Source organism: Marinomonas sp. TI.3.20 (assembly GCF_038155025.1).
Classification (GTDB): Bacteria; Pseudomonadota; Gammaproteobacteria; order Pseudomonadales; family Marinomonadaceae; genus Marinomonas; species Marinomonas flavescens.
This window is the reverse complement of the sequence record NZ_JBAKAS010000008.1, coordinates 46,349-58,875: the sequence shown is the minus strand read 5'-3', so window position 1 is coordinate 58,875 and position 12,527 is coordinate 46,349. Positions and strand designations below refer to the sequence as shown.

At 43.3% G+C, this 12,527-nt stretch carries 13 protein-coding genes; 7 read left to right on the top strand and 6 right to left on the bottom strand.

Annotation, left to right across the window (positions count from 1 at the left end):
• Positions 1-15: 15 nt before the first annotated feature.
• Positions 16-666 (bottom strand): NUDIX hydrolase, encoded by a 651-nt coding sequence (locus V6259_RS09910; protein WP_133011612.1) that lies wholly within the window; start codon positions 664-666, stop codon positions 16-18.
• 8 nt (positions 667-674) lie between these two features.
• The gene (gene pabB / locus V6259_RS09905) at positions 675-2,099 is read right to left on the bottom strand and encodes an aminodeoxychorismate synthase component I (protein WP_133011613.1); all 1,425 of its coding nucleotides are present in this window, start codon (positions 2,097-2,099) and stop codon (positions 675-677) included.
• A 69-nt stretch (positions 2,100-2,168) separates the two neighbouring features.
• Here pabB and V6259_RS09900 point away from each other — a divergent pair, with 69 nt between their 5' ends.
• The 5 genes from V6259_RS09900 to V6259_RS09880 all read left to right on the top strand — a co-directional run bounded on the left by V6259_RS09900 (position 2,169) and on the right by V6259_RS09880 (position 5,444).
• Entirely contained in the window at positions 2,169-3,035 is an 867-nt protein-coding gene (locus V6259_RS09900; protein ID WP_133011614.1) for an alpha/beta fold hydrolase, read from the top strand.
• Between the two features lie 192 nt (positions 3,036-3,227).
• The gene (locus V6259_RS09895) at positions 3,228-3,731 is read left to right on the top strand and encodes a GspH/FimT family pseudopilin (RefSeq protein ID WP_341584399.1); all 504 of its coding nucleotides are present in this window, start codon (positions 3,228-3,230) and stop codon (positions 3,729-3,731) included.
• Positions 3,728-4,090 carry a hypothetical protein gene (locus V6259_RS09890; RefSeq protein WP_341584398.1) on the top strand — a complete coding sequence of 121 codons (363 nt, stop codon included), beginning with the start codon at positions 3,728-3,730 and terminating at the stop codon, positions 4,088-4,090. The genes V6259_RS09895 and V6259_RS09890 overlap by 4 nt, the downstream gene beginning before the upstream one ends.
• Positions 4,083-4,979, top strand: coding sequence for a hypothetical protein (locus V6259_RS09885; protein ID WP_341584397.1), 897 nt, complete (start codon positions 4,083-4,085; stop codon positions 4,977-4,979). Before V6259_RS09890 ends, V6259_RS09885 begins: the two co-directional genes overlap by 8 nt.
• 24 nt (positions 4,980-5,003) lie before the next feature.
• The gene (locus tag V6259_RS09880) at positions 5,004-5,444 is read left to right on the top strand and encodes a hypothetical protein (protein ID WP_341584396.1); all 441 of its coding nucleotides are present in this window, start codon (positions 5,004-5,006) and stop codon (positions 5,442-5,444) included.
• Positions 5,445-5,446: 2 nt separating this feature from the next.
• On the opposite strand, the gene V6259_RS09875 is transcribed toward V6259_RS09880, so the two are convergent.
• Positions 5,447-5,707, bottom strand: a complete 261-nt coding sequence (locus V6259_RS09875) for a PP0621 family protein (protein WP_341584395.1) — start codon at positions 5,705-5,707, stop codon at positions 5,447-5,449.
• Positions 5,708-5,780: 73 nt separating this feature from the next.
• Here V6259_RS09875 and V6259_RS09870 point away from each other — a divergent pair, with 73 nt between their 5' ends.
• Positions 5,781-7,418, top strand: a complete 1,638-nt coding sequence (locus V6259_RS09870) for an NAD+ synthase (protein ID WP_341584394.1) — start codon at positions 5,781-5,783, stop codon at positions 7,416-7,418.
• Between the two features lie 92 nt (positions 7,419-7,510).
• Here the strand turns inward: V6259_RS09870 and V6259_RS09865 are convergent, their stop codons facing one another.
• Both V6259_RS09865 and V6259_RS09860 read right to left on the bottom strand, forming a co-directional pair.
• Positions 7,511-8,590 (bottom strand): FAD:protein FMN transferase, encoded by a 1,080-nt coding sequence (locus tag V6259_RS09865; RefSeq protein WP_341584393.1) that lies wholly within the window; start codon positions 8,588-8,590, stop codon positions 7,511-7,513.
• Between the two features lie 144 nt (positions 8,591-8,734).
• Positions 8,735-9,226, bottom strand: a complete 492-nt coding sequence (locus V6259_RS09860) for a cytochrome b (RefSeq protein WP_341584392.1) — start codon at positions 9,224-9,226, stop codon at positions 8,735-8,737.
• A 254-nt stretch (positions 9,227-9,480) separates the two neighbouring features.
• Between V6259_RS09860 and rluF the strand changes: the two genes are divergently transcribed.
• On the top strand, positions 9,481-10,512 hold the full coding sequence (rluF, locus tag V6259_RS09855; RefSeq protein WP_341584391.1) for a 23S rRNA pseudouridine(2604) synthase RluF: 1,032 nt from the start codon (positions 9,481-9,483) through the stop codon (positions 10,510-10,512).
• A gap of 72 nt (positions 10,513-10,584) precedes the next feature.
• Here the strand turns inward: rluF and V6259_RS09850 are convergent, their stop codons facing one another.
• A complete protein-coding gene (locus V6259_RS09850) occupies positions 10,585-12,210 on the bottom strand; it encodes a Na/Pi cotransporter family protein (protein WP_341584390.1) in 1,626 nt (541 codons plus the stop codon).
• Positions 12,211-12,527 lie beyond the last annotated feature (317 nt).

Below are 12,527 nucleotides of genomic sequence, written 5' to 3'. Positions count from 1 at the left end.
TAACCTTATAATGGCTTAGCGAATATGATTGGAGAGGGTCTGATAAAGGCCATATAGGATGCCAGCAGTAACCCCCCAAATACGAATGTCTTGGTATTTTATTTCAAAATAGCTGTGCGTCACTGTACCAATTTGTCGAGTTTTAAATTGATAGTTACTAGGGTCTAATAGGAAGTCTAACGGTACCCAATGAACGGATTTAACTTCATCTTCGCATAAGCTCATGGCACTCAATCGTGTCATTTCAGCAATGATGGGTTTGATGCAATACCCAGAAATCGTGCAGTACTCACCCAATTCACCTATTAAGTCAAAGCAATCAGGGGCTAGCCCTACTTCTTCCAGTGTTTCTCTTAATGCCGTGTATTGGATGCTGGCATCGTCAGGGTCATGTTTGCCACCAGGGAAGGCTATTTGCCCTGGGTGGTTACGCATATGCAGCGCTCTTTTAGTGACTAATACTTCTAGTTGGTCGTGTTCAGGCGAGTGCCAGATAGGAATTAATACAGCGGCAGAGCGGTATTTTAATCTGTAAGCACTAGGTGACAGGTTTTTATCAGGGTTATAAATGGAATGGACTTCTAGCGTATTGTCGAGCGCAGCGCGTATCTCATCTAAGTTGGTTGAGATAGCTGGAGCGTTTAAAAACTGCGACATATCGGACATACTGCGACCTATTTCAAAAAATCATCTTCGAGAGTATGAGTTAATTTACCTACTTTGGTAAAGGTTTCTTGGTACTCTTCTTGATATTTAGAGTCGGCTACCAGACCGCCTCCCGCCCAACAATGCAGGCGTCCACGGTCAGCAACTAAGGTTCTAATCGTGATGCTGGAATCCATTTGACCATTGACACTGAAGTAGGCAATGGAGCCACAATAGACGGAACGTTCATGTGGCTCTAGCTCATCTATGATTTCCATGGCACGAATTTTGGGTGCTCCCGTAATTGAGCCGCCGGGGAAGCTTTCGTGGAATACCCGAATGGATTGATCTACTCCTGCAATGTTTCCTTCTACGGTCGACACCAAATGATGAACATTGGCATAGCTTTCTAGAGCAAAGAGTTTGGGTACTTTAATGCTGCCAGTGAGGCAGGTGCGGCCAAGATCATTTCTTAATAAATCGACGATCATCAGGTTTTCTGCACGGTCTTTTTCAGAGGCCAATAAAGTCTCAGCATTGGCGTTGTCTTCTTCTGGGGTGTTGCCGCGAGCAATGGTGCCTTTAATCGGCTTGGATTCGATACGACCTTGATCGCACAATAAGAAGCGCTCTGGTGAATGGCTCAAGATGGCTTGCTGTTCGCCCAGCTCCATAAACGCTGAAAAAGGCGTCGGACAGACTTCGCGCAAGCGCTGATAAGCCTCCATTGGATCGCCTACATATTGGCTTGAAAAGCGTTGTGCTAAGTTCACTTGATAACAATCTCCAGAGAGAATGTAGTCTTTTACTGTGTCAAATTTGGTGTGGTATTCGTCTGCAGTCATATTTGAGGTGAAGGGTGCTTTTAGCTCAAAAGACGATGTTGCCGCTTTTTGATCGTTAGAAAGAGCGCTGTTGATGAGGGTGAGTAGCGCCGTTTCCTCTTGTTGAGAACACCAAGGTGTGACGATGAGCTCGGTTTTTTTGTCTGCATGGGAGGTAATTATGCCCCAGCCATAAAGGCCGACACTGAGTTGATCTAAGCTGATGTCGTGTTCTACGTTGTCAGGTAGTGTTTCAATATAATGCCCGCATTCGTAGCTGTAATAGCCTAATAGACCGCCAACAAAAGGTAAGTCTTTCGGTGCACTCTGCGCCCACGTTTCTTGCGTGGTCATGGTATATAATTGATTCAGAGTATCTAGCGGATCTTCTGTCTTATCTAGAGAATAAAGAGGTTTCTCTTGGTACTCATTGCGCCATTGAACATCATGCCTACCTTGTGTTGCGTACACCCGAGCAAGAGGATTTGCCACCAAAATATCAAACCGCGTATCAGGAAAAGACTCGTGATTGCTGTCTAATACTGCCGGATAAGGCAATGCTCTTACGGATTGGTACAAAGAAAGCAAAGACAACTGATAGGGCAGTGTTATCCGTTTTATTTCTGGCATAATGGAACCATGATTTAAAAAGTTTACAATTGTAGTCCTTTAATAAGGGCGACCACAGGGTTATTACAAGTGTCTGACGTACATTTTCTTAGTTTATTTAACAGCCGTATTGCGTATCGTCTTTATGAAAATAAAGAAGCCACAAGCGACCGCCATTGTTTATTGCTTCATGGGGCGGGCGTTGCGGGCGAGATTACCTATTCACCTATCCTGCCTTATTTCACACATTGGCGTTGGATGTTAGTGCCTGACATCAAGGGTATGGGCGAGTCATTTCATCTGCATGGTCAAGAAGCGCCTGTCACCATCAGCGAGTTGACGCATGATATAGAGGCACTATTAGCGCATCTTAATTGGCAAGATTTTGATCTGGTAGGCTACTCATTAGGGGGCTTAATTGGGCTTAATCTCAATCATGAACGCGTTATTTCTGGTAAACCTGCCATCAAAATGGCGCTGATGGAACCTGCCTCTTTGGATCGAGAAGATTTAAATGCTCTTTCAGAAGTGCGTAAAAAATATCGTCAAGCTTCTAGCATTATTCGCGACACTGGCGATGTGGAGCAGGGTGTGGCGCATTTTATGGACGGCGTTTCGCCTAATCGACGTAAGCACCCTGTTGCCGAGGCGACCACACAATCTCGCTTGGCTCATCGTCCCTATGGCTTTTCTTACGCACTGGATGCTGTTACTAATCATGTGGATGTTCTCGCTGAAGCACCGGAACACAGAGAGGCTATGATTCGTTCTGCCAAGCAGGTGTTTTTATTTTCTGGAGAGTTAAGCAGCGAGCAATTAAGAGCACATTATCAACAACTGAGTGAGCAATATGAAGGCTGGCAGCATAAAATTATGAGCGCGTGTGATCATTCATTGCCATTTCAAAAGCCTAGGCAGATTGCGAATCATATTAATCGTTGGTTCTCTGCAGGCTAGATTTATGGAGTAAGCTATACTTTTAAACAATGAGTCGTTAGGCCGCATGCATAAGGTTAATTATGGGGCTGTAGGCGATAGTGGAAGTGTGCGATGTTTGAATAGACATGCATGAGTTTCATTGCTTATTAGACTTCTCATAAGGTGCTAACAATCTAAGTCGTTTTAATAGCAAGAAACAAGGAGGTTTCTATGCGAAATAAGCGAGGGTTTTCTCTACTAGAGCTTATGTGTGTGCTTGCGGTATTGAGTTTATTCGCCGTTATTGGGTCCGCGGTGTTTCTGAAAGCGGAGCAAAAGAGCAAAGACAGAGACACCCTAATTGCTGATGTTTTAAACGTAACGAACGCGCTTCAAGAAGCGCGTCAGCTATCGATCGAATCTGGTGAGCCCACTTATATTTGTGGTGGCCTCAGTTGCAGTGGAGATTGGTCTTATGGCTTTAAAGTCATTCAACCAGATCATTTGGGTGGCTTATATCGAAAAGTGGTATTTGACCATGATGTTCGAATCCTTTGGAAAGGCTTTCCTGCTAATAAATCACGTATAACCTTCCTTCCTAACGGTTTATCCAGCTATCAAAATGGTACTTTTTGGTTTTGTTATCTTAGTTGGAAAACCAGCATTGTTATTAATCAGAGCGGTCGTTATTACACCTCAGATATTATTGATGGTGATGAGGATTCGTGCCGATGAAAGCATCGTACTCATTGTCCCATCGTGCTTCTCTTCATGGTTGGATTACCATAGAAATCATTCTCGCACTGGTGTTGCTATCAGTGGTATTGCATTTGGTTCAGCAGCAGTCTGATCGCCAATGGCAAACGCTTCAGCAGCGAGAAGAAACTTCTAGGCTAAGAGATAATCTCAATAAACAAGAAGTGATGACGCTGTTAACGGGGTCTAAAGCTTGGTTGGATAGCGATAAATCGCATCAACAAGGTGATTATCCTAGCTGTGAAATATGTTCTGGTGATGACCTGACACAATGGTTTAATGCCGCGCAGGGTAAGGTTTCGTCAAGCGTTCAAACCATGGTGTCTGACCATGACTAGTCCTAGACGCGCGACCTTACGAGGAAGTTTGCTATTAGAATTAATGGTTGCCTGCGTGTTATTGGCCGTCATTCTTCCTTTACTTATCCCGTCACTGTGGCAACTTCGAGCACGCCATAATCTTACGTTAACTTACCTTGATCAAGCGGTTTTTGAGTCGGCATTAGGCGCACAATTTAAGGCGCATTGGGGGCGGCTGCTACCGGCTGGTTGCAATATTGATAATGCATTAAACCTAGTGATTGGCGCAGGTAATAATTTACCCGAACGTTTGTCTAGGCGCTCGGTATCAAGTCAGTCAGACTGGTTAGAAGCAATGGATTACGGCGCTTGCCGACAGTCTCTTAATACAATATCTAACCCTATAGAAACACCGAATAGTTGTGGTCTTAATGTTGGGGATTCAGTCCGAATTTCAACATGTGAGACGAGTGTTCAAGCTCAAGTTACTCTGTCGACAAGTCAAAAATTACGCTTCGATTTATTGAACAGTAGTGTGCTTACTCAAACTGGGATATTAGAAAGCCAAGCCGCTTTTTATTGGTATGTAGGCGAAGGCAAAAACACTCAACAAGCACTGTGGCGAACGCCCAAAAGCAGCGGTAACTCGTTAGAGCTATGGGCAGGTTTAAAAGCGTTAACAGTACTGCCTCTTATAGATACAAACCAAGATGGTTTTGTGGACTCAATAAATGCCCGTTATGGTCCCTATTCTCTGAATAAAGTGCGTGCTTTATGGGTCGAGTACCTTTATGAACTGGGCAATTGTAAGGCTCATGCGCAAACACCAATCACTCAGCGTTATAAAACGATGCGAGGTAACACTTGGGAGTACTTATCACCGTGCCAAGGTGTGGGTAATCAAATCATTGTGTTGAATAGTTTTTAAACATCGAGTGACGGGAGGTTTGTGATGCACGCTAGACAGACACAAAAAGGTTGGATTTCACTGCCGATTATTTTCTTTTTGCTGGTGGTGGCAGGCCTTTCGGTAGCGTATCAGCAAAAGCTACAAGAGAGCTTTCAGTGGCGAGCCACATTGGCAGAGTCAAATCAAAGTCGTGAACGCTGGTACATGTTTGAACAAGATATTGTGACCTCGCCAGTCTTTAACGCAGCACAAAAAAGTCTTTGTGACGGTTTTTGCCCGCTAACGCCTAGTTCTCATCTTGTGAATACCAATGTATGGCGTCATGGTGAAGAGAGTATTACTTATTTATGGCGTTATTACATAAACAGTTTAGGCGTCCGCTTTTATCGTTTGTGCGCTAGCCAAAACCACCAACAATATCATTGCTGGTGGTGGCAGGAAAAAATACCAATAAGCCGAGGTTTTGTTGGCGTAGCAAGCTGATGTTATGGTTTTTTATGAAACGCTTGTAAATGCTCTTTACTGCAAAACGCATTGGCCTCTTGATCATGGATTGCATGGGATCTTGGGACATGAATTTTGCATTGTTCACAGCGAACCATGTTTTCTTGCGCATCTTTCTCCGTGGTTTTTGAAGGAGAATGAGACTTACTTGGGTTCTTTGTACGTTGAAAAGCGAGCACTTGGCGGTATAACCACCAGCCAATTACGAAAATAGCAATAAAAACGATCAATCTGACGATCATATACTTTACCTAGGTTGGGTAATTCCAGACAATAAAGGGCATATTCTAACAGAGTTAACGAGATAGCAACTGTATGACATTACGAGTAGCAATGGCCCAGCTGGATATGCTGGTCGGCGACATAGCAAAAAACACACAATCTGTGATCGACGCGGCAAATAAAGCGCGTGATAACGAACATGCGGATGTGATTGTTTTCCCTGAATTAACCTTAACAGGCTATCCACCAGAAGACTTATTGCTGCGACCCAGCTTAGATCCTCGTATCGAATCTGCTTTGCAGCGAATTTTACAGGAGGTTCATGACATTTATGTTGTGGTGGGTTACCCAAGACGCATTGATGGTGAACTGTTTAATTGTGCTGGCGTGATATATCAAGGTGCTTTGTTGGCGGAATACGCCAAACAAAAGCTGCCTAATTTCTTAGTATTTGATGATAAACGTTATTTCAGCGAAGGCTGCGATGCTGGCATTCTTGATATCAAAGGGGTGAAAGTCGGTCTGAGTATTTGTGAAGATATTTGGCACCCAGAACCCATCGCACAAGCGAAAGCGGCGGGTGCTGAGTTAATCCTTAACTTGAATGCCTCGCCTTACCATATTGAAAAAATGGGCGAACGCGAAGCCTTGTTGCATCAACGTGCGACGCAAGTCTGCTTGCCTATTGTTTATGTGAACTATATGGGTGCGCAAGATGAGCTTGTTTACGAAGGCGGCTCTTTTGTGGTGAACGCTAAAGGTGAGAAAGTTTACCAAGCGCCTTGGTTTGAGTCAGGCTTGTATTGCGTGGACCTAATCGTAGACGACAGCCAGCCAAACAAGGTTGAACCTGTGGCAGGCAATATTGCACCAGCGTTAGACGTCGAAGCCAGTGTCTATGAAGCGATGGTACTTGGTCTGCGTGATTACATCGAAAAGAATCGATTCAAAGGCATTGTACTGGGGCTGAGTGGCGGTATTGATTCGGCGCTATCGTTGGCGGTGGCAGTGGATGCGATTGGTGCTGAGCGTGTTCAGGCAGTGATGATGCCATACACTTACACCTCGTCTATCAGCTTGCATGACGCAGAAGAAGAAGCCAATTTATTGGGTGTTAAATACAGTGTTTTGCCTATCGAACCTATGGTGTCTGCGTTTACCGATGTCTTGTCACCAGAATTTGAAGGCTATGCGAAAGACACTACCGAGGAAAATTTACAAGCACGTACTCGCGGTGTGGTTTTGATGGCAATTTCTAATAAAAAGGGCCTTATGGTTCTGACCACTGGTAACAAGAGTGAAATGGCCGTTGGCTATGCGACCTTATATGGCGATATGGTCGGTGGTTATTCTGTCTTAAAAGACGTCTTCAAAACACTGGTCTTTAAGTTGTGCCGTTACCGTAATACCCTCGGTTATGTTATTCCTGAACGGGTTATTACTCGTCCGCCATCCGCGGAATTAGCACCAGATCAAAAAGACGAAGATTCTTTACCAAGCTATGATATTTTGGACGAGATTCTACGCCTATATATCGAACAAGATTGGAGTGCTGAAGCAATATTGGCAACGAAAAAATTTGATCGAGATACCGTTTATCGTGTCCTTCGCTTAGTTGATGTAAATGAATATAAGCGTCGCCAAGCACCCACTGGAGTTCGTGTGACAGGTCGTGGTTTTGGTCGTGACCGTCGTTATCCGATCACCAACGGTTGGCATATTGGTGGATAAGCGATGAGCGTTGCTGTCTAGTCGTAAAAATGGCCGCATGATGCGGCCATTTTTGTGTGTACTCGTGCTGGTGTAGGTACGAGCTAGCTCAACTATTTTTTGTCACTTTCGAAAGTCACACGTTTAGAGTTATCTAATGCCTGACTGGTTGAATTTACCAAGTTGCCTTTTTTATTCTCGATAAAGAAAACCTCTAATTGCTCTTTTTTAGCAATTCTAGCGCCTTCTTTTTGGCCAAGACAGAGCATAGTCGTCGCCCAGGCATCGCTGATTCGAGGGTCAGTTCCAAAGACAGATGCCGATACCAAGTCATGAGAAACTGGCTGGCCAGTGTTTGGGTTTAGGATATGCGAGTATTCTTTACCTTTGTCATCAAAGTAATGATGATAAGTCCCCGATGTATCAAGGGTTACGCCATTTTCGTTATTGATGGTGATGATTTGATAGGGCGTTGGGTTACCTTTGTCAGGCACTGGGCGCTCTATGGCAACACGCCATTTATCACCGTTCGGCTTGTGTCCTCTGATCTTCATGTCACCACCAAATTCAACAAGATAGTTGGTGACGCCCTTAGCCTCTAAAACCTGACTTAATTTGCCGATCGTATAACCTTCGCCCATGGATGAGAAGTCCACTTGTAGGGCAGGGATGGTTTTACGGATGCGTTTGCCTGTCTTATCTATTTCGAGCTTTTCCATTCCAAGGTCTGCCTTTGTTGCAGCAAGCTCTTGCTTCGTCGGAACATGGAGTGAATCTTTCTTGAACCCCCATAAATCAAATAAAGGCCCAACAGTTGGGTCGTAGCAACCTTCTGATTTTTTATTGATGTCTTTGGCGATTTCTATTAGTTCAATAAAGTCTTTCGACGCTGGTTGCCAAGCGGTGGAAGTACTGTGATTAAATGTTGAAATATAAGAGTCATTGCGCCAAGTAGATAGCTCTTTATCGATTTGTGCCAAGGTGACATTAAAGCTGCTTCGAACGTCCTCAACGGGAACGGCGTCATTAGACCAAAAGCTAATATGGTAGGTGGTTCCTTGGGCATAACCTTCTACTTTTTCTATCTTCGGTGGCTGACTGCATCCGCTAATAATCAGCACTGTTGCTAAAGATAGTGTGCCAAAGCGTAGGGAAATAGGCAGAGAAAATCGTGATGTTATTGAGGTAAACATGAAATGACGTATCCATTCAAAATTAAATCTGTGCGCAGTTTACCAATAGCCTTTGCGTAACTCCACTTTGCTGAGAATTTACGTGAATTTTTACATTTCACACAAGGCTATATTTTTCAGTAGGGTGTGTTTTACTTGTTAGTATTAGGATCGTCCTAGCATGCGCAAAAGTAGTTTGTCTTCGAGAATATAGTGATGAAACAGGGCCGCTGCGGCATGTACAAGCACTAATGCCATCATGCAATCCATGGTAATCACATGAATATATCCCAGTTCGTCAACATCAAAAAACCAAGCGATTGCACCAAATGCGGGAACCAAAAACATCAATACATACAAGAGTTCGTGTGAGTAATGGGATATTTTATCTAGAAAGGCGTTACCCGTACTTATTTTCTCGGTTTTTCTACTGAGAAGACGAACAATGGTTCGTATCACAACCAATGACAGGATAGTCAGGCCTGCATAAATATGAAAGTTTTCTACCCAGTTAGCAGGGCTGTTATTGTTTGCTAGGTGGGCATCAAAAAAACGCTTCATATGATCACTAATGAAATAGTTAGCAATGATTAACACAGCAATAAGCCAATGCAGTATTATTTGGTATGGATTATAAGATGATGCTTTTTCTGACATGATTACGATTCTCCTAGTAATAAGGTCAGTGTATTATTTTAAACGCAAAAAAAAAGTGAACGACGATCAAGATAAAGAGGTCTTTTTGTATGCTTTTATGCAGTTTATTCTTTCTCCATCCCCTATAATCTCTGTAAAATTTCATCTCTCTTAGTTGAGTTGTTACACTACGGTGAAGACCCTATTTAAATTACAATTAGGCTGTTATTTTTCCCTGTTTACAGCCATCACCCAGAATTTATAAGACACTATTTATGCTAAATATTTCTAACAAAACCCGTTTAAATAAATACATTAGCGAAAGTGGTATTTGCTCCCGACGAGATGCAGACCGCTTTATTGAACAAGGCAATGTGTTTATTAATGGTAAGCGAGCAAAAATAGGGGATCAGGTTACGTCTGGTGATACGGTTAAAGTAAACGGACAGCTGATTGAACCGCAAGATGCGGAAGATTTTGTTTTGATCGCATTAAATAAGCCGGTCGGCATTGTTAGTACGACAGAAAGCACTGAGAAAGACAACATTGTCGATTTTGTCAATCACGGGGTGCGGATATTCCCGATTGGGCGTCTAGATAAAGACTCTCAAGGTTTGATCTTTTTGACCAACAACGGCGATTTAGTGAACAAGGTACTGCGTGCTGGTAATAATCACGAAAAAGAATATCTGGTCACAGTGAACAAGACGGTGACCGATGATTTTATAAATGGCATGGCGAATGGAGTGCCTATCTTAGGCACCATGACCAAGAAGTGCCCAGTATCGAAAGAGTCTAATAACGTCTTTCGTATTACCTTGGTGCAAGGTTTGAACCGTCAGATACGTCGTATGACAGAACACTTTGGTTATGAGGTTGTTAAGCTTGAGCGAGTCCGTATCATGCACATCGGATTGAAGGGCGTTCCGGTTGGAGAGTGGCGTGACTTTACGCAAAAAGAGATTGAAATTCTCTCGAAAGCAATAGAAGAGTCTTCTTCTGAAACAGACAAAAAACCTTCAAAAAAGTCATCATCAGCGGCGAAAAAACCTTCGAATAGCGCTAAGAACGGAACCGGTGCACGAACAAAAGCAACCAGTGCGGCTTCAGGTCATTCAAAACCAGGAGGCAAGCCTAGTCGAGCAGGTGGTAACCCTAAGGCGCCGAATACTAAACATAAACGCCCGTCTGATAATGCCCCAGCGAGACCTAGTAAATCAGGACAAAGGCCAAAGCCATCGGGTACAAAACCCGGAGCAAAACCTTTTGCTAAAGGAAATACGAGAAAGCCTAAGCCTTCTCGATAGTAACTAATATAGATAGTACTCACTATTAATGGTGCCTGTAAGAAATGATCTAGTCGTCTTGTACATGAGCGATTAGGTCATTTCTTGTTTATGACGTTTTAAAATAGGATATGCCGTAGCGACCAGTAATGAAGATAGGCGCTGTAGGTCTCGTAAAATATCCATATGTATTTGTGATGAGGCCAGTGTTGCAGGAATCTGATCTCTAATACGGCGAGTATGTTGCTCTCGGCATACGGCAATTTTATTGCGGTATACGTGTTTGGCATCGACCAATTCGGCCGCAAGATCAGGGCTTTTTGACACATAAACAGCTTGAGCTAAACGAAAAATTTCAAACAATTCAGAGAAGAGAGTATCTAACTCTCTTTCACCTTGCTCAGAAAAATGAATCTTTTCTTTGTGTTTTTTGCGAGCTAGCACCATAAGGCTTGCGTCAATGATGTCCCCCACGTGCTCTAAATTGGTTACAAAACTGAACGCATCTTGCCAGCTATTTTGTTCTTCCGATGAGCTCTTAATGTTTTCTATCGCGGCCAAGTAGTAAGTTACTTCGCGATGAATTCGATCAATATCATCATCTAACTCTTTTACTCTATTAATGTGTTTACCATTGGTAAATGTTTTAGGCGTACTTTCCAGCATTTGATAAGCGATATCAGCAATTCGCAAAGTTTCATTGGCGACATTAGCAATGGCTCGAGTAGGGTGCTTAATATCGTCTTGTGATAAATAGACGGATGTTAAAGGTTTGTGACCATCCGTTTCCGTGTTGTTAGGAGAGACGTATTTCTTTAATAGATTCGCCCAGAAAGGCAGCATGGCAAGAAACAGAATACCGTTGATGGCATTGATTATGACATGGAAAACCATCGGTGAATCTAAACCAAGGCTTTGTAGTGAAAGCCATCCAGACTCTTGAATGAAGTAAATCAGCAAACCAATAATAACGGCACAAGAGCGTATAAGTAGGTTGCCTATTATCACCAGTCGTCCTTTTGCGCTCAATCCCCACCCAGAGCTTAATGCGGGCAATGCGCCGCCGATATTAGCGCCAATAACCATGATCATCGACATCTCAATAGAGATAGCGCCGTCAGTGACAAGGTGAGTAATAATCAAAATCATCGCTAAACTTGAGTGAACAAGCCAAGTAAAGAGCGCAACCAAAAATAAGGTTAGTAAGGTATCGTGAGCCAATAAACTGGTGAGATACGTCATGCCGTTGCCAGAGCGCATGTCTGCCGTACTTCTTGCGATCAGAGATAAGGCGAGCAGGAGAAGGCCAAGCCCAAGGCAGATTCGTCCCCAGTATTTATACTTTCGTTTTGTCGATTTCTGAAAACTAATATAGCCAATCAGCAATAGCAATGGAGAAAGAGCAGACAAGTCAAAGCTAAGTAGCATTGCCATTAAGCTTGAGCCTATTTCTGCACCAACGGCTAATGCGAGGGCAGGAATAAGCCCTAAAGCACTTGTTGCGACAAAGCCTGCCGCCAGCAGTACAACCGCTGTGCCAGATTGTAGTGCCGCGGCGGCGATCCCTCCTAAAGCCGCGGCTTGAAGGCGATGACGTGTCATCAAACGAATCGCATTTTCTAGATTTTTGCCATAGGCGCGTTCGAAGCCAGTGCGCACCATGCGAATCCCCCAGAGTAGTAGGGTGATGGCGCCAGCTAATTGAATAATCTCAAACATAGTAGTGTCCTAATTTAGGACTAACGGACAGAGTCTTTATGAACAGTAATGTAGTTAGTCGATTTACGCTTAGATATGACGTTACATTAGCAGAGTGTCGGTGTTTTTGTCTGCTTTTTTACGACACCTATTTGTCTCATTAATCATTTTTTTTGTTTTTGTGAAACCCATAAACACTGCGATCTTGAGCTGTATTTATAGGATGAGGGAAATTATTTTTCTTACTGTAAAAACCAAACATATTAATTAGTTATAGAGTAAAAGATGCCTATATGCACTGTGTTTTTTTGATTAATAAAGGGCGTTTTAGAAGAAGC